The organism is Aeromonas sp. EU05-FHT14A05 (genome assembly GCF_058791175.1).
Window position 1 is genome coordinate 41,698 of sequence record NZ_JBYTDH010000006.1, and the last position, 26,107, is coordinate 67,804.

Annotated in this window: 25 protein-coding genes and 1 tRNA gene; 25 read left to right on the forward strand and 1 reads right to left on the reverse strand. The window is 60.6% G+C overall.

The window, feature by feature from the left end:
* Nucleotide 1: 1 nt before the first annotated feature.
* The 13 genes from AC3WR3_RS10570 (at nt 2) to galE (ending at nt 10,942) form a co-directional block, all read left to right on the forward strand.
* The gene (locus AC3WR3_RS10570) at nt 2-430 is read left to right on the forward strand and encodes a nuclear transport factor 2 family protein (protein WP_265435759.1); all 429 of its coding nucleotides are present in this window, start codon (nt 2-4) and stop codon (nt 428-430) included.
* On the forward strand, nt 427-1,161 hold the full coding sequence (locus AC3WR3_RS10575; RefSeq protein WP_492291829.1) for an SDR family NAD(P)-dependent oxidoreductase: 735 nt from the start codon (nt 427-429) through the stop codon (nt 1,159-1,161). The genes AC3WR3_RS10570 and AC3WR3_RS10575 overlap by 4 nt, the downstream gene beginning before the upstream one ends.
* A complete protein-coding gene (locus AC3WR3_RS10580) occupies nt 1,158-2,417 on the forward strand; it encodes an NAD(P)/FAD-dependent oxidoreductase (RefSeq protein ID WP_492291830.1) in 1,260 nt (419 codons plus the stop codon). The genes AC3WR3_RS10575 and AC3WR3_RS10580 overlap by 4 nt, the downstream gene beginning before the upstream one ends.
* A 17-nt stretch (nt 2,418-2,434) precedes the next feature.
* A complete protein-coding gene (locus tag AC3WR3_RS10585) occupies nt 2,435-3,169 on the forward strand; it encodes a DUF1365 domain-containing protein (protein WP_492291905.1) in 735 nt (244 codons plus the stop codon).
* Nucleotides 3,169-4,425, forward strand: coding sequence for a class I SAM-dependent methyltransferase (locus tag AC3WR3_RS10590; RefSeq protein ID WP_492291831.1), 1,257 nt, complete (start codon nt 3,169-3,171; stop codon nt 4,423-4,425). The genes AC3WR3_RS10585 and AC3WR3_RS10590 overlap by 1 nt, the downstream gene beginning before the upstream one ends.
* Nucleotides 4,426-4,427: 2 nt before the next feature.
* The gene (locus AC3WR3_RS10595; protein WP_268433568.1) at nt 4,428-4,907 is read left to right on the forward strand and encodes a DUF2878 domain-containing protein; all 480 of its coding nucleotides are present in this window, start codon (nt 4,428-4,430) and stop codon (nt 4,905-4,907) included.
* Complete coding sequence (locus AC3WR3_RS10600; RefSeq protein WP_247627103.1) at nt 4,904-5,122, forward strand: TIGR02450 family Trp-rich protein; 219 nt, start codon at nt 4,904-4,906, stop codon at nt 5,120-5,122. Before AC3WR3_RS10595 ends, AC3WR3_RS10600 begins: the two co-directional genes overlap by 4 nt.
* Nucleotides 5,079-5,621 carry a chalcone isomerase family protein gene (locus AC3WR3_RS10605; RefSeq protein ID WP_202046973.1) on the forward strand — a complete coding sequence of 181 codons (543 nt, stop codon included), beginning with the start codon at nt 5,079-5,081 and terminating at the stop codon, nt 5,619-5,621. Before AC3WR3_RS10600 ends, AC3WR3_RS10605 begins: the two co-directional genes overlap by 44 nt.
* Before the next feature lie 14 nt (nt 5,622-5,635).
* The gene (locus tag AC3WR3_RS10610; RefSeq protein WP_492291832.1) at nt 5,636-6,178 is read left to right on the forward strand and encodes a DUF3833 domain-containing protein; all 543 of its coding nucleotides are present in this window, start codon (nt 5,636-5,638) and stop codon (nt 6,176-6,178) included.
* Nucleotides 6,179-6,308: 130 nt separating this feature from the next.
* Nucleotides 6,309-6,776 carry a Dps family protein gene (locus AC3WR3_RS10615; protein WP_319913127.1) on the forward strand — a complete coding sequence of 156 codons (468 nt, stop codon included), beginning with the start codon at nt 6,309-6,311 and terminating at the stop codon, nt 6,774-6,776.
* Nucleotides 6,777-7,019: 243 nt separating this feature from the next.
* Entirely contained in the window at nt 7,020-8,669 is a 1,650-nt protein-coding gene (gene hcp, locus AC3WR3_RS10620) for a hydroxylamine reductase (RefSeq protein ID WP_492291833.1), read from the forward strand.
* 167 nt (nt 8,670-8,836) lie between these two features.
* On the forward strand, nt 8,837-9,844 hold the full coding sequence (locus AC3WR3_RS10625) for an FAD-binding oxidoreductase (RefSeq protein WP_492291834.1): 1,008 nt from the start codon (nt 8,837-8,839) through the stop codon (nt 9,842-9,844).
* A gap of 84 nt (nt 9,845-9,928) precedes the next feature.
* Nucleotides 9,929-10,942: a UDP-glucose 4-epimerase GalE gene (gene galE / locus AC3WR3_RS10630; protein WP_492291835.1), complete on the forward strand. Its 1,014-nt coding sequence runs from the start codon at nt 9,929-9,931 to the stop codon at nt 10,940-10,942.
* A 73-nt stretch (nt 10,943-11,015) separates the two neighbouring features.
* Here galE and AC3WR3_RS10635 read toward each other — a convergent pair whose 3' ends face one another.
* Complete coding sequence (locus AC3WR3_RS10635) at nt 11,016-11,765, reverse strand: DsbA family protein (RefSeq protein WP_492291836.1); 750 nt, start codon at nt 11,763-11,765, stop codon at nt 11,016-11,018.
* A gap of 199 nt (nt 11,766-11,964) precedes the next feature.
* On the opposite strand from AC3WR3_RS10635, the gene AC3WR3_RS10640 reads away from it, so the two are divergent.
* The 12 genes from AC3WR3_RS10640 to AC3WR3_RS10695 all read left to right on the forward strand — a co-directional run bounded on the left by AC3WR3_RS10640 (nt 11,965) and on the right by AC3WR3_RS10695 (nt 26,070).
* Nucleotides 11,965-12,052, forward strand: a tRNA-Ser gene (locus AC3WR3_RS10640).
* 401 nt (nt 12,053-12,453) lie between these two features.
* Nucleotides 12,454-12,822 carry an ArsR/SmtB family transcription factor gene (locus AC3WR3_RS10645; RefSeq protein ID WP_404836998.1) on the forward strand — a complete coding sequence of 123 codons (369 nt, stop codon included), beginning with the start codon at nt 12,454-12,456 and terminating at the stop codon, nt 12,820-12,822.
* A gap of 77 nt (nt 12,823-12,899) precedes the next feature.
* Nucleotides 12,900-13,397, forward strand: a complete 498-nt coding sequence (locus AC3WR3_RS10650) for a phosphatase domain-containing protein (RefSeq protein ID WP_492291837.1) — start codon at nt 12,900-12,902, stop codon at nt 13,395-13,397.
* A 10-nt stretch (nt 13,398-13,407) separates the two neighbouring features.
* Nucleotides 13,408-14,424 carry an ArsJ-associated glyceraldehyde-3-phosphate dehydrogenase gene (locus AC3WR3_RS10655; RefSeq protein ID WP_492291838.1) on the forward strand — a complete coding sequence of 339 codons (1,017 nt, stop codon included), beginning with the start codon at nt 13,408-13,410 and terminating at the stop codon, nt 14,422-14,424.
* A gap of 6 nt (nt 14,425-14,430) precedes the next feature.
* Nucleotides 14,431-15,669, forward strand: coding sequence for an organoarsenical effux MFS transporter ArsJ (gene arsJ, locus AC3WR3_RS10660; RefSeq protein WP_492291839.1), 1,239 nt, complete (start codon nt 14,431-14,433; stop codon nt 15,667-15,669).
* Complete coding sequence (gene arsB, locus AC3WR3_RS10665; protein ID WP_492291840.1) at nt 15,669-16,739, forward strand: ACR3 family arsenite efflux transporter; 1,071 nt, start codon at nt 15,669-15,671, stop codon at nt 16,737-16,739. Before arsJ ends, arsB begins: the two co-directional genes overlap by 1 nt.
* Nucleotides 16,740-17,359: 620 nt before the next feature.
* Complete coding sequence (locus AC3WR3_RS10670) at nt 17,360-18,127, forward strand: LuxR family transcriptional regulator (protein WP_492291841.1); 768 nt, start codon at nt 17,360-17,362, stop codon at nt 18,125-18,127.
* A 231-nt stretch (nt 18,128-18,358) separates the two neighbouring features.
* Complete coding sequence (gene hcp1, locus AC3WR3_RS10675) at nt 18,359-18,877, forward strand: type VI secretion system effector Hcp1 (protein ID WP_025327970.1); 519 nt, start codon at nt 18,359-18,361, stop codon at nt 18,875-18,877.
* A 368-nt stretch (nt 18,878-19,245) separates the two neighbouring features.
* Entirely contained in the window at nt 19,246-21,276 is a 2,031-nt protein-coding gene (locus AC3WR3_RS10680; protein ID WP_492291842.1) for a type VI secretion system Vgr family protein, read from the forward strand.
* Nucleotides 21,277-21,281: 5 nt separating this feature from the next.
* Nucleotides 21,282-22,145, forward strand: a complete 864-nt coding sequence (locus AC3WR3_RS10685) for a DUF4123 domain-containing protein (RefSeq protein ID WP_492291843.1) — start codon at nt 21,282-21,284, stop codon at nt 22,143-22,145.
* Nucleotides 22,142-25,327: a T6SS effector BTH_I2691 family protein gene (locus AC3WR3_RS10690; RefSeq protein ID WP_492291844.1), complete on the forward strand. Its 3,186-nt coding sequence runs from the start codon at nt 22,142-22,144 to the stop codon at nt 25,325-25,327. The genes AC3WR3_RS10685 and AC3WR3_RS10690 overlap by 4 nt, the downstream gene beginning before the upstream one ends.
* Nucleotides 25,327-26,070, forward strand: coding sequence for an immunity protein TsiV2 protein (locus tag AC3WR3_RS10695; protein WP_492291845.1), 744 nt, complete (start codon nt 25,327-25,329; stop codon nt 26,068-26,070). The genes AC3WR3_RS10690 and AC3WR3_RS10695 overlap by 1 nt, the downstream gene beginning before the upstream one ends.
* The last annotated feature ends 37 nt before the right edge of the window (nt 26,071-26,107 follow it).

Here is a 26,107-nt window from a genome sequence, read left to right on the forward strand (position 1 = left end):
CATGAACGACGCGCTGGCTCATTTCATCGTCCTCTATCTGCAACTGGACAAGCACCAGCTGCACCGCCTGCCGGAGATCTATGCCGAGCAGGTGGTGTTCATCGATCCGGCCCACCGCATCGAGGGGCTGGCCGCGCTCACCCGCTATTTCTCCTCCCTCTACGGGCGGCTCAAGGAGTGCCGCTTCGAGATCACCAGCCAGCAGCAGCAGGGCAATGAAGCCTGGCTCAGCTGGGTCATGATCTTCGCCCACCCCAGGATCGCCGGTGGTCGGCCCGTGCGGGTCGAGGGCGCCACCCGGCTGCAGTTCGATGCCTGGGGCAAGATCTGCCTGCACCGGGACTACTTCGATCTCGGCGCCATGCTCTACGAGCAGTTGCCGCTGCTCGGGCCCGTGGTGCGCGCCATCAAGGGGAGGCTGGGAGCATGAGCGGACGCGTGCTGATCACCGGGGCCACCTCCGGCATAGGTCGCCAGTTGGCGCTCGATTATCGGCGCGCTGGCTGGCAGGTGTGGGGCTGTGGCCGCGACGGCGAGCGACTGCAGGAGCTGGGGCTTCACGGCATCACTCCCCTGCAGTTCGATGCACCGGACAGCGCCGCCCTGGCAGAGGTCGCCGCCGGCCTGCCCACGCTGGATCTGGTGATCCTCAACGCCGGCAACTGCGAGTACATGGATGTCGCCGAGGGATTTGACAGCGCGCTGTTTGCTCGGGTGATCGAGACCAACCTCATCGCCACCGGCCACGCCCTGGCCGCCTTTCTGCCACGGCTGGCGTCCGGGTCGCGGCTCGCCATCGTCAGCTCCTCGGTGAGCTGGCTGCCCCTGCCAAGGGCCGAGGCCTATGGCGCCTCCAAGGCGGCCCTCGATTATCTGGCCCATACCCTGCGCCTCGATCTCGCCAGCAAGGGGATAGGGGTCACCCTGATCCGCCCGGGCTTCGTGCAAACGCCGCTCACCGCGAAGAATGATTTTCCCATGCCCTGTCTGGTGACGGTGGAGGAGGCATCCCGCGCCATCATGGGCGGGCTGGCTGCCGGTCGCCACCAGATCCACTTCCCCCGTCGCTTCATCTGGCTGCTGCGCCTGCTGGGGGCTCTGCCGACGGGGCTCTGGCTGCGGCTGGGGCGCACCCTCATCTCGAAAGGATCCCCTTCATGAAGAAAAAGATCGCCATCATAGGTTCCGGGATCTCGGGTCTCAGCGCCGGTTTTCTGCTCCACAAGCGGCACGACATCACCTTGTTCGAGGCGGCCCCCCTGCTCGGCGGACATACCGCCACCGTGGATGTCAGCCTGGCCGGTCGCAGCTATGCCATCGACACCGGCTTTATCGTCTTCAACGATCGCACCTACCCGAATTTCCTGAAACTGCTGGAGCGGATCGGGGTGGCGCGCCAGCCCACCGAGATGAGCTTCTCGGTCAAGAGCCCCCAGGGGCTGGAGTACAACGGCCACAATCTGGATACCCTGTTTGCCCAGCGCAGCAACCTGCTGAGCCCGCGCTTCTACCGCTTCGTCGCCGAGATACTGCGCTTCAACCGGGAGGCCCGCGCCTGGCTGGCGGAGCTTGGGCGCCACGGCGGTGGCAGCGAACCTACCCTGGGGGACTTCCTGCAACTGGGGGAGTTCAGCGACTACTTCGCCCGCCACTACATACTGCCCATGGGGGCGGCCATCTGGTCCTCCACCCTGGCGGACATGCGCGCCTTTCCGCTGGGCTTCTTCCTGCGTTTCTTTGCCAACCACGGCCTGCTGGATGTGGCCAATCGTCCCCAGTGGTACGTCATTCCGGGCGGCTCGCGGGAATACATAGGCCCGCTCACCGCAGGCTGGCTGCCGCGGATCCGGCTGGCCTGCCCGGTGCAGGGGATAAGGCGCACGGCCGAGGGGGTGCTGGTCCGAAGCGGCTACGGGGAGGAGCACTTTGACGAGGTGATCCTCGCCTGTCACAGCGATCAGGCCCTGGCCCTGCTGACGGATGCGAGCGAAGGGGAGCAGGCCATTCTCGGTGCCATGGCCTATCAGGCCAACGACGTCTGGCTTCACACCGATGCGAGCTGCCTGCCGCTCCGACCAAAGGCCTGGGCCAGCTGGAACTATCAGCTCGGGGACGACGACGAGGCGCGCCCCCTGGTGAGCTACAACATGAACATCCTGCAGGGGATAAGCTCGCCGCACCCCTTCTGCGTCAGCCTCAATCCCCAGGGCCGGGTGGACGAGAGCAAGGTGCTGCGCCGATTCGTCTATCATCATCCGGTCTTCAATCAGGCCTCCATCGCCGCCCAGCAGCGGCGGGCCGAGATCTGCGGCCGGCAGCACACCCACTTCTGCGGCGCCTACTGGTACAACGGCTTTCACGAGGACGGGGTGCGCAGCGCCCTGGACGTGGCCAGTCGCTTCGGAGCCAGCCTGTGAAGGCCGCCGGCGACACCATGGACACCATCAGCGCCATCTGGCAGGGCTCGGTGCGCCACCGTCGCTTCGCGCCGCGCAGCCACGCCTTCTCTTATGGCCTCTTCATGTTGGGGCTGGATCTGGACGAGCTGCCGGAGCTCAGCCAGGGACGCTGGTTCGGCGTGGAGCGGGCGGGGCTGCTCTCCTTTCGCCGCAGCGACTATCTGGGTGGCGGCGAGGGCAGCCTCAAGCAGGCGGTGTGGGACAAGGTGAGCGACCTTGGCGGCGACGCCGAGCCGGACGGCCGGGTGCTGCTGCTCGGCAACGTGCGCTGCCTGGGTTTCTACTTCAGCCCGGTCAACTTCTACTTCTGCTACCGGGAGGGGGAGGCGCGCTATCTGCTGGCGGAGGTGTCGAACACCCCCTGGAACGAGCGCCACTACTATCTGCTGGATCTGGCGGCCCTGGCGCCCCACGACAAGGACTTTCACGTCTCCCCCTTCATGGGGCTGGCCATGCGCTATCACTGGCGCATCCGCCCGCCCGAAGAGGAGACGCTGATCCATATCGAGAGTCATCCCAGATCCGGCGAGGCCAAGCTGTTCGACGCCACCCTGGCGCTGCGCCGCGAGCCGCTGTCGCGCCCTGGGCTCGCGGCCCTGCTCGTCCGCTGGCCCTGGATGACCCTCAAGGTGCTGCTCGGGATCTACTGGCAGGCCCTGCGTCTTTTTATCAAACGAACTCCCATTTTTAGCCATCCGGAGAGCCGCTAATGGAACTTGCTCAATCAACCCTCTCTGCCTCTTTCATCGACAAGGGGGCCAGGCAACTGCTGCTCACTCTGCTGGGACGCCTCGAACAGGGGCAACTGCTGCTGCGGGACGGCAACGAGCGCCACAGCTTCGGGGTGGCGGGCACTGACCTGCACGCCGAGGTGGTGGTGCAGGATCCCGCCTTCTATCGCCGCCTGCTGCTGGGGGGCAGCATAGCCGCCGGTGAAACCTGGGTGGAGGGGCTCTGGACCAGCCCGGATCCGGTGGCCCTGGTGCGGCTGCTGGCGCGCAACCTACCGCTGCTCGACACCCTGGAGCGGCGACTCGGCTGGCTCAGCTTCCCCTTCAACAAGGTGCGTCATTGGCGCAGCCGCAACACCCTGACCGGGTCGAGATCCAATATTGCCGCCCACTATGATCTCGGCAACGCCCTCTATCAGGGCTTCCTCGACAGCCACATGCAGTATTCGAGCGCCATCTACCCGAGCGCCGAGGCCACCCTGGAGCAGGGGCAGCAGGCCAAGCTGCGCACCATCTGCGAGCGGCTCGAGCTGGGACCGGAGGATCACCTGCTGGAGATAGGCACCGGCTGGGGCGGCCTGGCTGTCTATGCCGCCCGCCATTACGGCTGCCGGGTGACCACTACGACTATCTCCCAGGCCCAGCATGATTACGCAAAAGAGTGGATTGCCCGGGAGGGGCTGGGGGATCGCATCACCTTGCTGCTGGAGGATTACCGCAAGCTGGAGGGTCGCTTCGACAAGCTGGTCTCCATCGAGATGATAGAGGCGGTGGGGCACGCCTTCCTGCCGGACTACTTCCGTCAGCTGTCGCGCCTGCTCAGACCCGGCGGCCGCCTGCTGATCCAGGCCATCACCATAGCCGATCAGCGCCATGCCCAGTATCTGCGCGGGGTCGACTTCATCCAGCGCTACATCTTCCCCGGCGGCTGCCTGCCGAGCGTCTCCCAGATGGCGGGGCTGCTCGCCCGGGAGACCGACATGCAGCTGGTGCGGCTGCACGATCACGGCCACCACTACGCCCGCACCCTGGCCCACTGGTGCGAGCGCTTCCTGGCGCTGGCCCCCGAGCTGCCGAGGCTCGGCTACAGCCAGGACTTCATCCGGCTGTGGCACTTCTATTTTGCCTATTGCGAGGGGGGCTTCTGGGAGCGGGCCATCAGCCTGGTGCAGCTGGAGGCGGCCAAGCCGGGCCCGCTTGGCTGGTCCGGTGATCTGCCAGTGAGCGGTCACTGACCATGTGGCAGTGGGCCCACCTGCTGGGATTCAACCTCTACTGGTTGCTGGCGGTGAAATGGCAGCAACCTGGCCCGCTGCTGCTGATGTTGTTGCTCCATTTTCTCTTCTCCCCCCGCCGTCGGTATGACTGGCGGCTCATACCCGTCGCCCTGGCAGGCTGTCTGCTCGACATCCTGCTCTGGCGGCTCGGCCTGTTCCAGTTTCCGGCCGGTTTCCCGCTCTGGCTGTTGCTGCTCTGGTGCGGTTTTGCCCTGACCCTCTCCCACGGTCTGCGCTGGCTTAGGCCCTTGCCGCGCTGGCAGCAGGCGCTGTTTGGCATGGTGGGAGGGGCGAGCTCCTATGTGGCGGGGGCTGCCATGGGGGCCGTACACTTACCCTGGGGCATCTGGATCAGCACGGCGCTGCTGGCGGTGATCTGGATGGGGTGGTTACCCGTACTGCTGTGGGTAACGGTGACGCTGGAGGGTGAGCCGAGATGAACACCTTTTCGACCGACGCCTTGTTATTTTCCAAATGGACCAAGGAGAGCCAGTACGAGCTGGCCGACCGCTTCTACCTGGTGGTGGCCTGCCAGCGGGATGCGCGAGGTCAACTGGCGAGCGTGGTGATGCAGGATATCAATACCCTGCAGGAACAGGAGATGGACTGGCATGAACTGGAAGATCCCGCCCACTGGCACATGGGGTGGAGCTAGCACCTTGCTGGCGGCGCTGACGCTGCTGTTTGCCACTGCCGTGCAGGCCTCTGCCGCCCCCTGGCAACAACTGCGCCCGGTCGGGCAGGGGGAGATGAGCTGGCTCTGGTTCAAGCTCTATGACGCCACCCTCTACAGCGCGAGTGGACGCTACGAGCCGGGTCGCTATCCGCAGGCCCTGACCCTCACCTATGCCAGAGCCATAGAGCGGGAAGATCTGCTGAGCGCCACCGCCGCCGAGTGGCAGCGGCTTGGCCTTGGCAGCGAGACGGATCGCGAGCGCTGGCTCGGCCGGCTCGCCGCCCTCTGGCCCGATGTCGGGGCGGGGGACAGACTCACCTTCTATGTGGACAGTGCGGGAGCCGGTCACTTCTGGTGGCAGGACAAGCCCCTGGGTTCCCTTGCCGATCCCCAGTTTTCTGCCGCCTTTCTGGCCATCTGGCTCGCCGACAACAGTCGCGATCCCGCCCTTACCCGCCGCCTGCGCGGCCAACCCTGATACTGGAGTCCCGCATGCCTCTCTACCGCACATGGCGCCTGCTGCTGCTGTGGCCACTTCTGCTGCTGGCAGCTTGTGGCGCCAGCCTCGATGACTATAGAGGGCAGGGCCCGAACTGGGATCTCGCCCGTTTCTTCAATGGCAAGCTGGTGGCCCATGGCCTGGTGACAGACCGTAGCGGCGAAGTGACCAGTCGCTTTCGGGTCGAGATGCAGGGGCGCTGGCGAGAAGGCAAGGGGGAGCTGTTCGAGCAGTTCTATTTCGATGATGGCCGCCAGCAGACCCGCACCTGGTTTCTGAGCAAGGGGGTGGATGGTCACTGGCGCGGCACCGCCTCGGACGTGGTGGGGGAGGCGGTGGGTAAAACCCAAGGGTTTGCCCTCAACTGGCGCTATCAACTCGATCTGGCCCTGCCGGAGGGGGAGGTGGTGCGGGTGAGCTTCGATGACTGGATGTATCTGCTAGATGAAGATCGCCTGATCAATCGCGCGAAGATCAGCAAGTTCGGCATTCATCTGGGGGAGGTGATCCTCTATATCGAGCGGCTTGAGCGATGAGATCGGGTGTTTTTCCTTCTGACGATAGCCAGTCGCTATCAATGGGCAAGGTACAAGCAATTGTCCTTTGAGTCTGTGCGGGGATATGCTGACTCCGTTCCCAATAATGTTTACCACCTGGAGGTGAATGATGAAGAGCCCCATTGGTCTTGATACCGTTCAATCACAAGCCCTGGCCGCCGAGCTGAACAAGTTGCTGGCCAGCTACCAGATCCTCTACATGAACGTCCGTGGTTTCCACTGGAACATCCGCGGCAACCAGTTCTTCGAGCTGCACCTGAAATTCGAAGAGATCTACAACGATCTGCTGTTGAAAGTAGATGCTCTGGCCGAGCGCATCCTCACCCTGGATGGGGTGCCCCTGCACAGCTTCAGCGACTACATCAAGATCTCCGCCATCCCCGAGCAGAAGGGGCTGCACGACGGCCGTGCCTGCGTCGAATCCCTGCTGGAGAGCTTCCGCGAGTTGCTGGTGGCCCAGCGCCGCATCCTGGGGCAGGCCGCCGAGGCCGGTGACGAGGGTACCGCCTCCATCCTCTCCGACTATGTGCAGCAGCAGGAGAAACTGGTCTGGATGCTGCGGGCCTATCTGGCCTGATGAAGTCAGGGCCGGATGCCACGAGTGGTGCCGGCCCGATCGTTCCGCCATCCCCTGTTGCTGCAATCCTGAATTGTCTTTGATGTTATCCACCCGCTTGCCGCCCTCTCTGGGCGGCTTTTTTGTTTTTGATCTGCATCAATGAAAACTTAATTGGTAAATTGAATGCCTATTAAGTTTTTCCCGAGGGGAATAGAATCGCCACAAAACAAACAACTGAAATGTCCAATTAGGAGAGGCATGATGTTTTGTGTGCAATGTGAACAGACAATTCGTACCCCCGCAGGCAATGGCTGCGCTTACGCACAAGGTATGTGCGGCAAGACGGCGGAAACCTCGGATCTGCAGGATGTGCTGATCTATGCGTTGCAGGGTCTCAGCGCCTGGGCGCTGGCCGCCCGCGAGCACGGCATGATCGATGACGAGATCGACGCCTTCGTGCCCAAGGCCTTCTTCGCCACCCTCACCAACGTCAACTTCGACTCGGCGCGGATCGTCGGCTATGTGAATCAGGCGATGGCCTATCGCAAGCAGCTGGTCGCCAAGCTGGCACCGCTGGCGGTGCAGGTAAGCGATCTGCCCGCCGCCGCCCGCTTCGAGCCGGGCAGCGAGCTGCTGGAACAGCTGGCCCATGCGCCCCAGACCGCGGTCAATCGCGGCAAGAGCGAGGTCAACGAAGACATCATGGGGCTGCGTCTGCTCTGCCTCTACGGCCTCAAGGGTGCCGCCGCCTATATGGAGCACGCCCGGGTGCTGGATCAGCAGGATGCCGGGGTAGCCGCCGAATTCCACCGCATCATGAGTTGGCTCGGTACGGATCCCAGCGATCTGGATCCCCTGTTCAAGTGCGCCATGGAGATAGGCCTGCTCAACTTCCGCATCATGGAGATGCTGGATCTCGGCGAAACCACGGCGTTTGGCCACCCCGAGCCGACCCAGGTGCGCGTCACTCCGGTGCCGGGCAAGTGCATCCTGGTCTCCGGCCACGACATGGTGGATCTCAAGCTCATCCTGGAGCAGACCAAAGGCACCGGCATCAAGGTCTACACCCATGGCGAGATGCTGCCGGCCCTGGCCTACCCCTTCTTCAAGCAGTACCCGCACCTGGTGGGCAACTACGGCTCCGCCTGGCAGAACCAGCAGAAGGAGTTTGCGAACTTCCCCGGCGTCGTGGTGATGACCTCCAACTGCATCATCGACCCTAACGTCGGCAACTACAGCGACCGCATCTTCACCCGCTCCATCGTCGGCTGGCCGGGCGTGACCCACCTGGAAGGAGAAGATTTCTCCGCCGTGATCGCCAAGGCGCAGGCGCTGGAAGGGTTCAAGCACGTTGAGCTGGAGCACTTCATCACCATAGGCTTCGCCCGCAACGCCCTGATGCAGGCGGCCCCCGCGGTGATCGAGAAGGTCAAGGCCGGCGAGATCAGCCACTTCTTCCTGGTGGGGGGCTGTGATGGCGACCGTGCCGAGCGCGCCTACTACACCGAGTTCGCCAAGGGGATACCGCAGGACAGCCTGCTGCTCACCCTGGGCTGCGGCAAGTACAAGTTCAACAAGCTCGACTTTGGCGACATCGGCGGCATTCCGCGCCTGCTGGACGTGGGCCAGTGCAACGACGCCTACTCCGCCATCCAGCTCGCCCTGGCGCTCTCCGAGGCATTCGAGTGCGGCGTCAACGATCTGCCGCTGACCCTGGTGCTCTCCTGGTTCGAGCAAAAAGCCATCGTCATCCTGCTCACCCTGCTGGCGCTCGGGGTGAAGGACATCCGCACCGGCCCGACCGCTCCGGCCTTCCTCACCCCGGCCCTGCTCAAGGTGCTGGAGGAGCAGTTCGGCCTGAAAGGGACCACCACGGCCGAGGCCGACTTGGCCGAGATACTGGCGGCCTGATCAAGGTGCTGGAGACATAGTCCGGCCTCAAGGGCACCACGACCGCAGAGGCGGATATTGCCGAGATCCTGGCGGCCTGATGCATTCAGCATGTTGTAAGCCTTTGGCGAGCCTGATGGCTCGCCTTTTTTTCAAGACGATCGCTTCAAGACAAGAGGAGCCTTGCGATGACCTCCACCTCTCTCACCCTGCGCTGCATCGGCCGTCGTGCGGAGACCCACGACGTGACCAGCTGGCAGTTTGTCGCCGCCGAGGGCACGCTGCCCCCCGTGCTGGCCGGTCAGTGCGTGACCCTGCACACCGAGATAGGCGGCGAGCCCCAGTGCCGCGCCTACACCCTCTCCTCCAGCCCGCAGGATCCTAGCTGGCAGGTCACCATCAAGGATGTGGGGCTGGTCTCTCATCACCTGCACCAAACCTTGCAGCTGGGGGACCAGATCCGGGCCGACGGCCCCTTCGGTGACTTCAACCTGACGGCACTGCCCTGCGAGCGGCCGCTGCTGCTGAGCGCGGGCTCCGGCATCACCCCCATGTGGGCCATGCTGCGCGGCGAGCTGGCCAAGAGGCCGGACGCGGATATCCGCTTTATTCACAGCGCCCGCTCCCCAGAGGATGTGATCTTCGCAGATGAGCTGGCCGCGCTGGCCGAGGCCCATGCCGGCGTGCGCCACGCACTGATACTGGAACAGGCGCCGACGGCTCATCCCTGGGTGGGCCGACTCAGTCCGGAGATGCTGAGGGAACTGGCGCCGGATCTCTTGAGCCGCCACGTCTACCTGTGCGGACCCGCCCCCTACATGGCGGCAGTCTGCGCCATGCTGGCAGAGCTGGGACTGCCAGCAGCGCAGCTGCATCAGGAGTCCTTCGGTCTGCCTGCTGCGGCATCGAGTGCGGCGCCAGTTGCGGCCGACAGCGACCACTTCTGGCTGACCCTGAAAAAGAGCGGCAAGAAGGTGAAGATACTGCCGGGCCAGACCCTGCTGGCGGCGCTGGAGGGGGCGGGTGAGACCATGGTGGCCGCCTGCCGCGCCGGGGTGTGCGGGGCCTGTCGCTGTACCACCACGGGGGAGATAGAGCGGCAGAGCGTGATGACATTGAGTGCGCAGGATCTGGAGAGCGGGGTGGCGCTCGCCTGCTCCTGCACCGCCAGGGGGGATGTCGGCCTCGACTACTGAGGGGGTCATAGGTATCCCGAGCTTTTCCCGCGCGGGCAGGGCGAGTAGACTCTGACCCAGTTTCAGCAAAGCACGGGATAAAAAATGACAATATTGGTCACGGGCGGCGCCGGCTACATCGGCTCCCATACACTGGTTGAGCTGCTGGGCGCCGGCCAGCAGGTGGTGGTACTGGACAACCTCTCCAACTCCTCCCCCGAGTCCCTCAGGCGGGTCGAGCGGATCACCGGCAAGCCGGTCACCTTCGTCGAGGGGGACATTCTGGACAGGAGCTGCCTGCAACGGCTGTTCGCCGCCCACAAGATCGAGTCTGTGATCCACTTCGCCGGCCTCAAGGCGGTCGGGGAGTCCAGCCAGATCCCGCTCACCTACTACCAGAACAACGTGACCGGCACCCTGGTGCTGTGCGAGGAGATGGCCAGGGCCGGCGTGTTCCGGCTGGTGTTCAGCTCCTCGGCCACCGTCTACGGCGATCCCGCTTCGGTGCCCCTGAGGGAAGACTTCCCCACCAGCGCCACCAACCCCTATGGCCGCTCCAAGCTGATGGTGGAAGAGATATTGCGGGATCTCTCCAAATCCGATCCCCGCTGGGCCATAGTGCTGCTGCGCTACTTCAACCCGGTCGGTGCCCACGAGAGCGGCCTCATCGGGGAAGATCCCAACGGCATTCCCAACAACCTGCTGCCCTACATCAGCCAGGTCGGCGTCGGCAAGCTCAAGGAGCTGGGGGTCTTTGGCAACGACTACCCGACGCCGGACGGCACCGGCGTGCGTGACTACATCCACGTGGTGGATCTCGCCATCGGCCACCTCAAGGCGCTGGCCCGCATCGAGGGCGACACCGGGGTCTTCACCTACAACCTGGGAACGGGTCAGGGCTATTCCGTGCTGGAGATGGTCAAGGCATTCGAAACCGCCAGCGGTCGCCCCATTCCCTACCAGATCAAGCCCCGTCGCCCCGGCGACATCGCCGAGTGCTGGGCCGAGCCTACCCTGGCACGGGACGAGCTGGGCTGGCAGGCCGAGCGGGGTCTGGCGCAGATGATGGTCGACACCTGGCGCTGGCAAAGCAACAACCCGAACGGCTATCAGGCCTGAGGGGCTGGAACCTGAATGGCAAAACGCCCCGGCATCGCGATGCCGGGGCGTTTTTTTACGAGAGAAGAGCGGGTTACTGAATGCTCTTGCCGGCTCGCACGTCCTTGACGATGGCCTTGAGGCTCGCCAGATCCCGTGGCGCACCGCGCAGGATCTGGTCGCCGATGATGAACCCCGGGGTGCCGGAGATGCTCATGGCTTCGGCCAGCGCCCGGTTGGTACCCAGGTTCTGATCTATGCTGCCATCCTTGATCTTCGCCTCGACCTTGCTCCAGTCCACCCCGGCGGACTTGGCGATGGCTTGCACCTGGGCCTCGTCGGCCAGCGACCCTTGATGGGCGTACAGCTTGTCGTGGAAGGCCTGGAACTTGTCGGGCTGGCCGAGCTGCACCGCCAACGCCGCGCGGGCGGCGTAGTAGGAGGTCTCGCTCAGGATGGGGAACTGCTTGTAGATGTAGCGGATGTCCTTGTCTTCATCGAGCAACTGTTGGACGAGGGGATGGGCCCGCTTGCAGTAGCCGCAGTTGTAGTCGAAGAACTCGACCACAGTCAGGCTGCCCTTGGGGTTGCCACTCTCGGGATCCTGGTTGGCGAAGAGTTGCTTGGCATGGGCCTCGATCAGCGTCTTGTCATTCTCGGCCTGCTGGCTCTCCTGTTTGGCACGCAGGGCATTGGACATCTCGACCAATAATTCCGGATTCTTGACCAGATAGTCGCGCACTATCTGCTCGACATCGCTCTTGGTCAGCTCGCTCGCTTGCACAGGCGCCGCAAGCAGGGTCGCGCCGGTCAGGGCGGCGAACAGGGCATGTGTGATTCTCATAAGTCCATCTTGCTGGGAATACCGTAGTGGTCACTATAGTGGGTGAGTCTGTTTTCAAGTCAAGCCATCCGGTGGAATAAAGCACGGTTGGGGTGGCATTTGCGGGGTTTGTTGGCCATTTAGCCCAATAAATCGGCAAACGAACGGGGCGGGGATTTACAAGGGGGATCGTCATGGGTAATATGCGTCGCACTGCTGCGGAGGGGTGGCAGAGCGGCTGAATGCACCGGTCTTGAAAACCGGCGATGGGCGACCATCCGTGGGTTCAAATCCCACCTCCTCCGCCATCTATACGGCCCATCTCATTGAATGAGATGGGCTTTTTTGTATCTGCGAGTTTTCATTTCCCATCCCTTCGTCCACGCCATTCTCTTCTTACATTTCACCGCGTCGGCGCGGCCGATCTCAGGCCACCTATCAAGTTCCCCGTCAGAAGCACCATTGTGTCGGTGTATTGCACATGACCCGAGCGGATCGCCTGGGCCGGGCTAGCACCCTACTGCCGATAGGCATCGATGGGCGGCAGAGCCGTAAGAGCGCGTGCTCAATCTGGATGGAAGGTTGGTATCGCACTCGTCCGTCCCCTGCGAGCGGCAGATCATGGGGGACGTTGAAGGGACTGGTTGCATTGATCATTTCAATGTGTCTTGTATAGTTGAATCTATGAAATGAATTAAGGGAAAGTCCCATGAACAAAGAGATAGCCACCAAGGTATTCGAGTCTCTCGCATCCGGCATTCGCCTCGATGTGTGGCGCCTGCTGGTCAAGGCCGGGCTGGAGGGGCAGGTTGCCGGCCAGCTGGCCAGCGAGCTCGACATAGCTCCCAACACCCTGTCGTTTCACCTCAAGGCCATGCTGCACGCGGGCCTGCTCTCGGTGGAGCAGGAGGGACGTTTCTTGCGCTATCGCGCCAACATTCCCCTGATGCTGAGCCTTATCGGCTACCTCACCGAGGAGTGCTGCGCCGGTCATCCGGAGGCCTGCGGTCTGGCGGAGATCCATCCCCAGGGCGCCAATGGTCAGCCGCGTTCGCCCTGTTGCGACGAGTCGTGCTGACGCCCGCCCGGCATCGCCGCATGCCGAGCCCCACATTCCCCCTCCCATCCTGACGAGACATGGAGCCACTGCTTATCATGCACCCCTTTGACATCCTGAACCTGGACAACGGCGCCCGCCTTGTCTTCACCCCCTGTCCCGGCACCAGGGAGGCTTCCTTGCAAGCGTCCCTCAAGACCCTGCAAACCGCCGGGGCGGATGCCGTGATCACCCTGATGCCGGGGGCCGAGCTGGCGCGGTTCAAGGCCGATGCCTTGCCCGCCGAGTGCGAGGCATTGGGACTGGCCTGGTTCCAGCTACCGGTGGAGGACGATTGCGCCCCCGAAGCACCGTTTGCCGAAGCCTTTGCCAACCACAAGGCGGAGCTGCTGGCGCGTCTGGCGGCAGGTCAGACCCTGGCCATTCATTGCCGTGGCGGTTCGGGACGGACCGGACTGATGGCGGCCATCCTGCTGCTGGAGGCGGGCTACGCCCCCACCGCTGTCAAGACGCTGGTGCAAGGGCTGCGCCCCAAGGCGCTGACATTGGCAGCGCACGTCAACTACCTCAACAACCACCATGCATTCGCCGGTTAAGGAAAACAGCATGACCATCAAAGTGGGTATCAACGGGTTTGGCCGCATGGGCCGCCTCTCGTTTCGCGCCGCCTTCGACTGGGCGGATGTGGAGTTTGTGCGCATCAATGACCCGGCTGGGGATGCCGCCACCCTGGCACATCTCATCACCTTCGATTCGGTCCATGGCCGCTGGCACCATGAAGCCAGCAGCGAGGGGGATGAGATGGTGATCGGCAATCAGCGCATCCTCTGCACCCGCAACAAGGAGATAGGCCAGACCGACTGGTCCGGCTGTGATGTGGTGATCGAGGCCTCCGGCAAGATGAAAACCAAGGCCCTGCTGGGTGCCTATCTGGAGCAAGGGGTGAAGCGCGTCGTGGTCACCGCGCCGGTCAAGGAAGAGGGTGTCCTGAACGTCGTCATGGGGGTCAACCACCATCTCTACGACAAGGCGCAGCACCCCATAGTGACGGCGGCCTCCTGCACCACCAACTGTCTGGCGCCCGTGGTGAAGGTGATCCACGAGCAGCTCGGCATCAGGCACGGTTCCATGACCACCATTCATGACATCACCAACACCCAGACCATCCTGGATGCCCCCCATGCTGATCTGCGCCGTGCCCGCGCCTGCGGCCTGAGCCTGATCCCCACCACCACGGGGTCTGCCACCGCCATCACCCACATCTTCCCCGAGCTCAAGGGCAAGCTGAACGGTCACGCGGTGCGGGTACCGCTGGCCAACGCCTCCCTCACCGACTGCGTGTTCGAGGTGAATCGTCCCACCACCGAAGCCGAGGTCAACGGCCTGCTCAAGGCGGCCGCCATGAACGAGCTCAAGGGGATCATGGGTTATGAAGAGCGCCCGCTGGTGTCGGTGGATTACAAGACGGATCCGCGCTCCTGCACCATAGATGCGCTCTCCACCATGGTGGTGGGCGACACCCAGGTGAAGATCTACGCCTGGTATGACAACGAGTGGGGCTATGCCAACCGCACCGCCGAGCTGATGCGCATGGTCGGTCAAATGGACAAGGCGCAAGGATAACCCGCCATGGTACTGACCCGACTCTCCCCCGAGGCTCGCCAGTATCTGCTGGTGACCGGCAACTACTGGGCTTTTACCCTGACCGATGGCGCTCTGCGCATGTTGGTGGTGCTCTACTTTCATGGGCTCGGTTACAGCCCATTGGCCATCGCCTCCCTGTTTCTCTTCTACGAGATCTTCGGGGTGGTCACCAATCTGGTGGGGGGCTGGCTCGGGGCTCGCCTCGGGCTCAACCGCACCATGAATATCGGCCTCGCCCTCCAGGTGCTGGCGCTCGGCATCTTGCTGGTGCCTCCGCTCTGGCTGACGGTGCCCTGGGTGATGGGGGCGCAGGCGCTCTCGGGAGTGGCCAAAGATCTCAACAAGATGAGTGCCAAGAGCTCCATCAAGTTGCTGGTGCCGGGAGAGGCGCAGGGTCAGCTCTACCAGTGGGTAGCGCTCTTGACGGGCTCGAAGAATGCCTTGAAAGGGATGGGCTTCTTCCTCGGTGGCGCCCTGCTGACCCTGCTCGGGTTTCAGGGGGCCGTGCTGGTTATGGCACTGGCGTTGGCGCTGGTGTGGGGCGTCAGCATGCTGACCCTGAAACGGGATCTCGGCAAGGCCAAGAACAAGCCCAAGTTCAGGGAGATCTTCTCCAAGAGCCGCGCCATCAATTACCTCTCCGCCGCCCGCCTGTTCCTGTTTGGTGCCCGCGATGTCTGGTTTGTGGTGGCACTGCCTGTCTACCTCGCATCCAGCTTTGGCTGGGATCACTGGTATGTGGGGGGCTTCCTGGCGCTCTGGATCATCGCCTACGGCGTGGTTCAGACCCAGGCGCCGCGCTTTACCGGCAAGCGGGAGGGGCGGGTACCCGATGGCAAGGCCGCCATGGGCTGGGCTATGGTGCTGGCCCTGATCCCGGCCCTGATTGCCCTGTCGCTGCATGTCGATCTGCATCCGGCCATCAGCCTGGTAGGTGGCTTGATGGTGTTCGGCACCCTGTTTGCCATCAACTCCTCCCTGCACAGCTACCTCATTGTCAGCTATGCAGGAGCCGATGGAGTATCGCTCGATGTGGGCTTCTACTACATGGCCAATGCCCTGGGGCGCCTGCTCGGCACCCTGCTCTCCGGGCTGGTATTCCAGCTCTACGGTCTTGAGGCCTGCCTCTGGATCTCCACCCTCTTTATTCTGTTGGCGGCGTTGATTTCAATCGGTTTGCCCCGCCAGCAGCCGCCCGTTTCATCCTCTCAGGGAGTCTCTTGATGAGTACAACCGCCTGCACTGACCTGCCCGTCAGCAAAAAAATGCGTTTCCTCGACCGCAATCTCACCCTCTGGATCTTCGTCGCCATGGCCATCGGGGTGGGGATCGGTTATCTCTTCCCTCAGGTGGCCCAGTGGAATGAGGCTATGTCGGTCGGCACCACCAATGTGCCGCTGGCCATAGGCCTCATCCTGATGATGTATCCGCCGCTCGCCAAGGTGAACTACGCCACCATGGGCACCATGACCCGTGACCGTCAGGCCATTACCCTCTCACTGGTGATGAACTGGTTGGTGGGTCCCATCCTGATGTTTGTCATCGCCCTGGTGTTTTTGCATGACGAGCCGGGCTACATGGTGGGCCTCATCCTGATCGGCCTGGCGCGCTGCATCGCCATGGTGCTGGTGTGGAACGATCTCGGCGGTGGCAGCAAGGAGTATGGTGCTGGCCTGGTGGCGCTCAACAGCGCGTTTCAGATCCTCACCTACAGCTTCATGGCCTGGCTGTTCATCACAGTGCTGCCGCCGCTGTTCGGCCTGCAGGGCTTCGCGGTGGGTATCACCATGCTGGATATCGCCGAAAGTGTGCTGATCTATCTCGGCATTCCCTTCCTGGCAGGCTTTCTGAGCCGTCACTATCTGGTCAAGGCGAAAGGGGATAAGTGGTACAGCGAGCGCTTCATTCCGGCCATCTCCCCCATCACGCTGATCGCCTTGCTGGCCACAATCGTGCTGATGTTCAGCCTCAAGGGGGAGATGATAGTCGAGCTGCCCATGGATGTGCTGCGGGTCGCCTTGCCTCTGGTGGTCTATTTCGTGTTGATGTTCTTCACCAGCTTCCTGGTGGGCAAGAAGCTGGGCATTCCCTATGACAAGAATGCCTCCATCGCCTTTACCGCGACCGGCAACAACTTCGAGCTGGCCATTGCGGTCTCCATCGCCGTGTTTGGCTTGAGTTCGGATCAGGCCTTCGCCGGCGTCATAGGCCCGCTGGTGGAAGTGCCCGTGCTGATCGCCCTGGTCAATGTGGCCCTGCGCATGAAGCGCAACTATGGCAACGCCGAGGTTTGAGCATGTATGGCGGCCCCTTGGGCACCATCTGCCACAACCCGGCGTGCGGCACTTGGCGCAACTCGCTGGCGCCGATCTGCAACTCCGGGTGTGAGGCCGCCGTCATTCATTGTCTGGAATTACAGCCGAGCCGCGAGACTCTTGGGCTCTCATTGCCGATATGAGTAAGGGGCAACGCACGGGCCGATAAGAACAGGGAGTCAGGACGGCATCAGGGTCAGGCCAAAGCGCAAATCAGGCGTAGGGGAGCATGCTGGCAGCCAGGGGGGCGGCAGGAAAGTGCAAGGTTTTTTGCGAACAGGTTGCCTGGCAGGCTCAGGCACTGTGGTGATCACGATCTCTGTTTTAAGCGAAAAAGGCTTGTTTTTAGTGCAATCATTATATTAATCATATGTAATTAATATAGTTTCACATATTAGATGCTGCCTGTTTACCATTGGTAGCATTTTTCTCTATTGGTTAACCCTGTTCTGTTGGGGCTTGCCATGTCGCTGCCACTTCCGGGTCGCCCACACTTCAGGCCTCGGTAGCGTGTCATTTCCACTTGTTGGCATGTGATTCAGCCCCTATTGGGATTCATGCTGAACAATATGGTCACCGTTTATAAGCAACTTGATCACATGAATACAACCTACGCATTAGACCTCATCGCCCGGTTCGAGCAGGCCAGTGATGAACGCACCATAGTGGCGTTGCTGCGCCAGTTGACGGTAGAGGCAGGCTTTGACTATTTCCGGTTGGCTCTGCTGTTTCCCAGCACCATACAACGCCCGGATGTCATCATCTTCAATGGTTGCCCCCAAGACTGGGTGGATGCGTATACCCAGGCAAATTTCTTTGCCATCGATCCCGTGGTGCAGCGTGGCATGGTGCAGAGCACGCCCATACTGTGGGCCGAGCTCATGGCGCAGGGGGCATGTGATGAGCAGAGCCTGGCAGTCATGACGCTGGCGCAGGAGGCTGGGCTGCGTGACGGCATCACCTTCCCCTGGCATGGCGCCAACGGGCATGTGGGTCTGCTCTCCCTGATCACCCGTGAACCTCGCAGCGAGCAGGAGTGGCTGGCGGTCGTGCCTTCACTGACCTGGTTGTCCATGCATATCTTCGAGGCCGTGGTACGGATCTGTCTGGTGGGGTCGTCACCTCACGATGCCCTGAGCCTGCGTGAACTGGAAGTATGCCGTTGGGCGGCGGAGGGCAAGCAGGTGAGCGATATTGCCCAGATCCTGGGGATCACCCCCCGTACGGTGACATTTCATCTGAACAATGTGGTGAGCAAGCTGGGGGCGAGCAGCAAGTGCCAGGCCATCTCCTGGGCGCTCAAGCAGGGGGTCGTCCGCTTGAATGTGGAGCTGGCGTCCGTTGCCAATGTGGATGAGCAGCAGTGATCTCGTCCGCATGGCGCAATACATTGCTCAAAAAGCGGAATATTAAACTGGTCAGGCAATCATTGGTGGACGAAAACGTTAAGAAACACAACTTGTTGCGCTGGACATGCTGCGGCATTGTCGTAGTGAGATGGTAACCTATTGAAATTGCTAAATTAAAAAGAATGGCATGGTCACTGCTAATGGTTTCGGTCGAGTGTCATTACCGTTCAACCCATCAGGAGCAAACCCATGCCAACTCCATGTTATATCAGCATCGAAGGTAAAACCCAGGGCAACATCACCGCCGGTGCCTTCACCTCCGACTCCGTCGGCAACATCTTCGTGCAGGGTCATGAAGACGAGATGCTGGTACAAGAGTTTCAACACATCGTCACAGTCCCGACCGATCCGCAATCCGGTCAGCCTGCGGGCCAGCGTGTCCACAAGCCGTTCAAATTCACCGTGGCCCTGAACAAGGCCGTACCGCTGATGTACAACTCCCTGGCCTCCGGCGAGATGTTGCCGAAAGTGACCCTGAAGTGGTACCGCACCTCGGTGGAGGGCAAGCAGGAGCACTTCTTCTCTACCGTGCTGACCGATGCCACCATAGTCGACATCGATTGCCAGATGCCTCACTGCCAGGATCCGGCGAAGTCTGACTTCACCCAGCTGATCCAGGTCTCCATGGCCTATCGCAAGATCGACTGGGAACACACAGTGGCCGGCACCTCTGGCGCCGATGACTGGCGTGCCCCGATCGAGGCATAAGCCCCGATTTTTTATCAACGTTATTCCTTTGTAGTGCCCCAGGGTTCTGGCGTCGTCAGTGTCAGCGGTCGCCAGACCCGTGCAAGCTTTCTCCGACCCGTTCAACCGGATGTGGTCGGAGCTTTTGTGTTTTGCCATATGGCCGCAAGGCGGCCTTATGGCAAAACACAACAGAGGCCGGTCTTGATGTGTCCCACCATGGCATTGCTCGGTGACATAGGTGCCGACCACCAAGGGTTTCCCTTTCTCAGCTAGTTGTAGCCAGTCCTGATCTGCTCCTCGATGGCAAACTCGTCGCAATGGGAGCTTCGCCATCGCTTGCATGGTGATAGGCGCAAGCAGCGGACCGGCAGGATAAGGAGTCACTGATGGCAGACAGCACAGGATTACAATTTACCGTCAAGGTGGGCGCCCTGCCCGAGAGCACCTTTGTGGTGGCGGAGTTTGCCCTGGAAGAGGGGTTGAACCGACCGTTCAACCTGCGCCTTGAGCTGGCAAGCCCCGAGCCCGATGTGGATTTCGGCGCCGCGCTGGACCAGCCCTGTGAGCTCTTGGTGTGGTACAACGGCGAGCTGCAGCGCCGGGTGTGCGGTGTGGTGAGCGACATGGCGCAGGGGGACAGCGGTTTTCGCCGTACCCGCTACACCCTTGATGTTAAACCGGCGCTATGGCGGCTCTCCCTTCGCCAGAACTCCCGCATCTTCCAGGCGCAGAAGCCCGACGAAATCCTCAGCATCCTGCTGCAAGAGCACGGCATCACCGACTACGCCTTTGCGCTCAAGAACGAGCATGCCAAACGGGAATACTGCGTCCAGTACCGGGAGACCGACCTCGACTTCGTCAATCGCCTCGCTGCCGAAGAGGGGCTCTTCTACTTCTTTGAGTTCGAGCAGGGCAAGCATCGCATCGTCTTTGCCGACGACGCAGCCGCACTGACTCAGGGCCCCGAGCTCTTCTTCAACCTCGGCAACCGCTCCCTGGAACAGGGCCCCTATGTGCGCCAGTTCCACTACCGGGAAGCGGTGCGCCCCTCGGATGTGGAGCTCAAGGACTACAGCTTCAAGACCCCGGCCTATGGCCTCTCCCACAAGAAGCTGGGGGCAGAGCTTGCGCACCAGCGCGATACCTACCAGCACTTCGACTACCCGGGCCGCTACAAGCTGGACCCGAGCGGCAAGGCCTTTGCCCAACACCGGCTGGATGCCCTGCGCAATGACGCTGTCACCGGCAGTGGCAAGTCCAACTGTGCGGCCCTGCTGCCGGGTCAGACCTTCGCCCTCACCGAGCACCCTAACGGGGCGCTCAATGCCGACTGGCAAGTGGTGCGCATCAGCCACACCGGCTTGCAGCCCCAGGCGCTGGAAGAGGAGGGGGGCAGCGGCCCCACCGTCTACCACAACGAGTTTGGGGTGGTGAAAGCGAGCACTACCTGGCGAGCGCTGATGCTGGCCAGGCCCATGGTGGACGGTCCGCAAATCGCCATCGTAGTGGGGCCGGAGGGGGAGGAGATTTATTGCGACGAGCACGGCCGGGTTAAGCTGCAGTTCCCCTGGGATCGCTATGGCTCTAGCAACGATATGAGCTCCTGCTGGGTACGAGTCAGCCAGGGCTGGGCGGGGGGTCAATACGGCATGATGGCCATCCCGCGCATCGGCCACGAGGTTATCGTGAGTTTCCTGGAAGGGGACCCGGACCAGCCCATCGTCACCGGTCGCACCTTCCACGCCACCAACCGGCCGACCTATGAACTGCCAGCCAACAAGACCCGTACCGTGCTGCGCACCGAAACCCACCAGGGGGAGGGGTTCAACGAGCTGCGCTTCGAAGACCAGGCGGGGCAGGAAGAGATCTACATCCACGGTCAGAAAGACCTGAACCTCCTCATCGAAAACGATGCCGCCTGGCACATCAAGCATGACGAGCATAGGGACATCGACAATGAGCGGGTGACCCGCATCAAGGTCAATGACCACCTGACGGTGGAGGGGGAGAAGCGCGACCAGATCAAGGGGGACTATTCCCTCACCGTGGATGCCAGCCTGCATCAGAAGCTCGGCCAGTCCCTGCTGGTGGAGGCGGCCAGTGAAGTGCACCACAAGGCGGGCATGAAAATCGTGATGGAGGCCGGTGCCGAGTTGACCCTCAAGGTGGGCGGCAGCTTCGTCAAAATCGACCCGAGCGGTGTCACCCTCTCGGGTGGCTCCATCAAGATGAACTCAGGCGGCAGCCCAGGGGCGGGTTCTGGCTGGGGTGGCCAGATGCCGATCCAGCCTGGTGCGATTGAGGTGGTGGCGCCGCCACCTCCCATGGACCCCGCACGTCAGATTGCGACGCTCAAGTCTGCCGAACCTGTGTGCGAGATCTGTGAGCAACTGGCCAAGCAGGAGGCAGGTGGTTGATGGCTATGGCTTCCATTGCTGAGCGCCCCGATATCGAGCTGAACAGCGGTGAGCAACTCTATCTGTTGCTAGATGGGGCGCGGATTGCCGCGCTGGAGCGCGTGTTGTTCGAGCAGGATGCATCGCCTGCCTATCAGCCTATTTATCTTCACGCCCCCTGGGACAGCTTGCGCGAAGTGAGCCCCTGTCTGGTATGTGCGACCCCTGCTCTGCTGGATTGGTTTATACAAAACCATGAAGCATCATGGGGTTACCTGTTATCGTCCTCTCTTTCTCTGTTGCCGTTGGCCGAGCGACTGCGCGCCCTTATCGAGGTGGAGAGTCCCTATGGCAGCAGGATTTTGCTCAAGCTGGCGATGCCTGAGACCATGTGGCGGCTGTTTATGGACGATGATCCCTGGCTCTGGCAAGGGGTGGCACAAGTCTGGATCCCGATAAGGCAGGGGGAGGGTCAGGAGTGGCAACACAAGGTTGCCGCGCCCGATATGGGATCTCTCATGGGGGATCGCCTGCGACTTTCCGATGTGCAGTGGCGCCGTCTGGGAGAGGTGAGCTGGTTGCACACCCTCGATGGGATAAGAGAGCACATGCAGACCTGGTTTCCTGCCCGCTTGCAGGAGCAACCCGCACCGGGTGAATGGATTGCCCACTGGGCAGATTATGCCTATGGCAAGGGATTCGAGAGTGAGCGGGATCTGCTGCTGTTTTTCAATGTGATGGGGTATCTCGGCACTGGCTGGTTTGATGAAGATGAAGATCCCCGGATCAAGACGCTGATTACCCAACGTTCGCCCCAGACCCCTTCGCAACGTATCGAGCAGGCCGCCGAGCTCGCTGAAGCATTGAGCAACAAGGACCAAGACGCATGAGTACGCCCAATCAAGCCGCCCAGTGTGCAAACACGACCGACAGCAAGAGCCCGGCAGGAGTCTGTCCGCTCAAGAACAAGAAGATTGCCATCATCCCGGTACGTTATGCCCTGGATGAGCCGTTCTCCCCGCCACAAAAGCAGCCTCACCCAGTCCCCGCCGGAGCAGGCTTTGTGGTGCCTCTCAAGTTGAAAGAGAGCGGTTATGCCTTGCGTCAACTGCGTGATGGCTGGCTCTATGTGTATGACGAAAAGGCCAAGACATTCGATGAATACGAGGTAAAGGAGGCGACCTTCATCAGCCAGAGCAAGGGGAGCAAGGGTCATCTGCTCTACCCGGCGAGTCACACCCTCTCCCTCGTTTATTCTCCCCAGCGCTGGACGGGGCGCATCAGGAAAGAGATGGAAAAGAGCAGCGGTTTGCGCAGCGTCTGGATGCGGCAAGTCAAACTGGGCAGTTTTGCCAGCACCATGAAGGCCCCCCATTGCGGTCTGCCCGATGTGCTCGACAAGGTTGCGGACTTAGGGATGCCCAACAAGGGATTTGTGCTCTCTTCTACCCCCCTTGCCAAGCCTGCCGAAGAGGACAAGCAGGGGATCAAGCTGCTGGCTCACAAACCTGCGGGTTCACCGGCCACCTACAAGGCGGGCATACCGGATCCCAAGAGCGCCATGGTGGTCGCCCTGGAGGATCCGCTGGCCGACCTTGCCGACCTTTCCATGAAGGTCAATCAACTGCTCGCCAAGCGCGAAGCACTGCTGGGGAAAGATGATGCCACCATCAAGGTGAACAGCCACAAGCTGATGATGGCGGAGGTCACGCGCAACCTGGCCAAGGTGAGGCTCGACGAGAAGGAGTTGCCCGCCTCCGTCAGGGGCAATGTCGCCAGGACTCAGGCCTTTGAAGAGGCGCTGGATGATTATCTTGGGGATCGCTATCTCGCCGACATTGAGAATATGACGGCAGAGCCCGGGATGGTGCGGTTCAACTCCCCCATGGAGAAACGGGCCGATGCCAAGCTGCAGACCCTGCGGGAACAATATGGTTTCAACCCATCCCAAAAACAGGTTTCCCAATGGAAAGAGCGCGCCGCCTTCCAGGATGAGGTCAACTGGAGCGGGCTCAATGCCTTTATCAAGCAGTATCAAGTGCCACTCAATGAGCTGGAGCTGGCCCTGACGCGGGCTCATGAAGACCTGTTCGATGGCGTGACCCGTCTCAAGGCCGATCCTCTGCCCTTTGGTTTGGACAACAGAACGACCAGGGGACAAGCCTATCTGCAGACCCTGTTTGCCGAAGCCGGGCAGGCACTCTCTCTTAGCTGCCGCACGGAGGAGAGGAAGAAAGCGCTGGAGAAACTGCTGGGCGAAAAGAGCCGCGACAACTTGCTGGCGCTTGCCCCTTATGGTTTTGATGCCGAGCTGCACAAGGGATTGAGCGAGCTGACGGTAGACAATGTCTGGCTCAGCACCTCCTCTGGGGATATGACGGCCCTCTTTGGCAGAACGGCTGATCTGGAGACGCTACTGGGGGACGAGAGATTCAAGCAAAAATCCTGGTTCCATACGATCGAAGCCGTCATTGAAGCCATGAAAGTGGCTGGAAAATCCATGGCCAAGGGCGCTCACGCCCAGATCATGGCGGCCATCTTGCCCCATGCCTGGAAGAACAGCCTGGCAGGCAACCTCAGGCTCGTACTGCTGGAGTCGCTGCTCGGCGACCAGCCACTGCAGGTCAACCGAGACTATCGGATGCTCCACAACCGCTTCCAGCAGAAGGTCTGGATCATAGTCAAGGAGATATCGGCTATCAGCTCCCCCCCTCCCGGGCGCAGCACCACGGTGAAGGCCATCAATGGTCAGCTAAAAACCTTGCAGCAACAGCTTGATTCCCTGATTGCCAGCGAAATGCCCCTGCTGGTGAAGCTGAAAGGCGATCTATATCAGCAGCAGGCCAGACAATATATCGGCGACTATCTGGCGAGCGTGCGCAGCGGCGTGAGTCAACGTATCACGGCCATGAACAATATAGAGAGAGTCCCCAATCTGGCGACCTTTGGCGGGCTGGTTGCCCTGCTCAACCTCTGGAATCTGACAGTGGTCATTGATGGGGCTGCGCAAAATGCCAAGTCTGTCGGCCAGTCACGAGCCAGTATGCAATTGGGGTCAGCTTTGGCTTGGACGGGCAATGCCATCGCTGCGCTTTATCAAGGAGCTGTGTGGGGGGATTTGAAGCCCCTCACTGCTGATGGGGGTAAGAGAGCCCTGACAGCCATTTCGATAAAAACAGCGATAAAAGAGGGTGAGCATAGCGTCTTGGTTAAAGCCTTCTCTCTACGGATGCTGGTGTTTTCTAGTCTAGGTTTGGCAGCGGCAGGGCTTGAAGCTTTGGACAGTTGGCAGGCTAGCCAAGATCCCCTGATAAGTGGCATGGAAAAAACACTGTTGCAGATGAAGGCAGGGGTGCTATTTGGGCAAGGTGGCATCTTCCTTATCCAGCTTGCGTATTTAGGTGCCAATGGTTTAGGTTTTTCATCCATCGCTGCTATTTTTGCGCCTTGGATGATAGTTGGACTTTTTGTGCTGGGTATCGCCTATCTGGCTCTAACAGTGCTGCTGAATATCTTTAAACGTTCTGATCTGGAAAAGTGGTTGCTACAATCCACTTGGGGAAAGCAGCCTGCCAATTGGTCTGCCGAGGACGAACTGACTCGCTTTGAAATGCTGGTCAATAAGCCTGGGGCCAGCTTGACTGTGGTTCGCTCCAGGCCTCAGGGGTGGATGGACACTGGTCGCCCCCAGTGGCAGTTACAACTCTCACTTCCCGCCCATTTACGAGGACAAACCATAGGGTTAAATGTCACTTCTCAACCACTAGCGAGTGCTGGCCAGATGATCCCGGCGCGCTCCAAACAGGAACTGGACCGTTATCTGGCTGCAATGAAACCCAAGGTTATTGAGACACTACGCGGGCGCTGGGATGACATGGTCTATTTCCTGCCGCTGGGGGTTGATACCAATTCAGCCATCAAACTGGAACTGGGCTATCTCGGGGGCATGATTCAGCGGGAGTTTATTTTCAAAGGCAGCAGTAGCGGTAGCGGTCCTGTCACATTGAATGGCAGCAGCGGTGATCTGGGTACCATGCCCGCGTTGGTGGTCGGCAAGCAAGGGAATAAATAATGGATAAGGCAAACGAGGACATTGATGTGAGTGAGCAGGAGATTCCTTTTCGTCTATTACCACAGGAAGAGCAACAACGTATTCTCGATGCCAATCAAAAAAAGGTGCGTGAAGCACCAATGCTTCATGAGTGGAATGTTCGGGTTCCTACACCATTCGCTTGGCTAATTATTTTTATAGTCACTGCAATCATGACGTTATTTGCTGTAGGTTGTGTATTGCTTTTAGGTGATGTTGATTGGGGGTTTGCTTATCTAGCATTCAGCGTTGCTATAGCAATGATTCCTTATTTTCGTTATTTAGTAATGGCAGATAAAAACTATCATTATCGTCTTACAACGGAAGGTGTTATTGTCACTTGTCAGGATGTTATTCCAGAAGTGGCTTATACGATAGTCCGTGGTTTGGCTTGGCTTGGTGTGGTGGTCTGTTTAATTGCGGTTGCTGTATTAGGACCATTTGCTCTGGTGGGGGCTGGTGGGATGGCACTTTTAGCAGTGTTTTTCACTGATTTTAAAAGTGAAGTAACAGAGCATGAAACCATGTTTAAAAAGGATTGGGCCTATACACTTTTTATATCCAATAAAAAGAAGGCTGTAAGGTTTGAATCAAATCCCTTTAAAATATCATATAGTGATAATTTATATTGTAAGTCACAGGACTTTGAACGGATTGTTGAACTGATTAAAAATCAGATTGAATGCGTCGAGATAAAATACATAAAAGGTCATCCAATGACCTGATTTATATATTCTACCTGTCAGGTTAAGACCATCTCCA

What these genes read in the sequence shown, in the direction of transcription:
- AC3WR3_RS10570 (WP_265435759.1), top strand. Translation starts at nt 2, where the DNA reads ATGAACGACGCGCTGGCTCATTTCATCGTCCTCTATCTGCAACTGGAC.
- AC3WR3_RS10575 (WP_492291829.1), top strand. Translation starts at nt 427, where the DNA reads ATGAGCGGACGCGTGCTGATCACCGGGGCCACCTCCGGCATAGGTCGC.
- AC3WR3_RS10580 (WP_492291830.1), top strand. Translation starts at nt 1,158, where the DNA reads ATGAAGAAAAAGATCGCCATCATAGGTTCCGGGATCTCGGGTCTCAGC.
- AC3WR3_RS10585 (WP_492291905.1), top strand. Translation starts at nt 2,435, where the DNA reads ATGGACACCATCAGCGCCATCTGGCAGGGCTCGGTGCGCCACCGTCGC.
- AC3WR3_RS10590 (WP_492291831.1), top strand. Translation starts at nt 3,169, where the DNA reads ATGGAACTTGCTCAATCAACCCTCTCTGCCTCTTTCATCGACAAGGGG.
- AC3WR3_RS10595 (WP_268433568.1), top strand. Translation starts at nt 4,428, where the DNA reads ATGTGGCAGTGGGCCCACCTGCTGGGATTCAACCTCTACTGGTTGCTG.
- AC3WR3_RS10600 (WP_247627103.1), top strand. Translation starts at nt 4,904, where the DNA reads ATGAACACCTTTTCGACCGACGCCTTGTTATTTTCCAAATGGACCAAG.
- AC3WR3_RS10605 (WP_202046973.1), top strand. Translation starts at nt 5,079, where the DNA reads ATGAACTGGAAGATCCCGCCCACTGGCACATGGGGTGGAGCTAGCACC.
- AC3WR3_RS10610 (WP_492291832.1), top strand. Translation starts at nt 5,636, where the DNA reads ATGCCTCTCTACCGCACATGGCGCCTGCTGCTGCTGTGGCCACTTCTG.
- AC3WR3_RS10615 (WP_319913127.1), top strand. Translation starts at nt 6,309, where the DNA reads ATGAAGAGCCCCATTGGTCTTGATACCGTTCAATCACAAGCCCTGGCC.
- hcp (WP_492291833.1), top strand. Translation starts at nt 7,020, where the DNA reads ATGTTTTGTGTGCAATGTGAACAGACAATTCGTACCCCCGCAGGCAAT.
- AC3WR3_RS10625 (WP_492291834.1), top strand. Translation starts at nt 8,837, where the DNA reads ATGACCTCCACCTCTCTCACCCTGCGCTGCATCGGCCGTCGTGCGGAG.
- galE (WP_492291835.1), top strand. Translation starts at nt 9,929, where the DNA reads ATGACAATATTGGTCACGGGCGGCGCCGGCTACATCGGCTCCCATACA.
- AC3WR3_RS10635 (WP_492291836.1), bottom strand. Translation starts at nt 11,765, where the DNA reads ATGAGAATCACACATGCCCTGTTCGCCGCCCTGACCGGCGCGACCCTG.
- AC3WR3_RS10645 (WP_404836998.1), top strand. Translation starts at nt 12,454, where the DNA reads ATGAACAAAGAGATAGCCACCAAGGTATTCGAGTCTCTCGCATCCGGC.
- AC3WR3_RS10650 (WP_492291837.1), top strand. Translation starts at nt 12,900, where the DNA reads ATGCACCCCTTTGACATCCTGAACCTGGACAACGGCGCCCGCCTTGTC.
- AC3WR3_RS10655 (WP_492291838.1), top strand. Translation starts at nt 13,408, where the DNA reads ATGACCATCAAAGTGGGTATCAACGGGTTTGGCCGCATGGGCCGCCTC.
- arsJ (WP_492291839.1), top strand. Translation starts at nt 14,431, where the DNA reads ATGGTACTGACCCGACTCTCCCCCGAGGCTCGCCAGTATCTGCTGGTG.
- arsB (WP_492291840.1), top strand. Translation starts at nt 15,669, where the DNA reads ATGAGTACAACCGCCTGCACTGACCTGCCCGTCAGCAAAAAAATGCGT.
- AC3WR3_RS10670 (WP_492291841.1), top strand. Translation starts at nt 17,360, where the DNA reads ATGAATACAACCTACGCATTAGACCTCATCGCCCGGTTCGAGCAGGCC.
- hcp1 (WP_025327970.1), top strand. Translation starts at nt 18,359, where the DNA reads ATGCCAACTCCATGTTATATCAGCATCGAAGGTAAAACCCAGGGCAAC.
- AC3WR3_RS10680 (WP_492291842.1), top strand. Translation starts at nt 19,246, where the DNA reads ATGGCAGACAGCACAGGATTACAATTTACCGTCAAGGTGGGCGCCCTG.
- AC3WR3_RS10685 (WP_492291843.1), top strand. Translation starts at nt 21,282, where the DNA reads ATGGCTTCCATTGCTGAGCGCCCCGATATCGAGCTGAACAGCGGTGAG.
- AC3WR3_RS10690 (WP_492291844.1), top strand. Translation starts at nt 22,142, where the DNA reads ATGAGTACGCCCAATCAAGCCGCCCAGTGTGCAAACACGACCGACAGC.
- AC3WR3_RS10695 (WP_492291845.1), top strand. Translation starts at nt 25,327, where the DNA reads ATGGATAAGGCAAACGAGGACATTGATGTGAGTGAGCAGGAGATTCCT.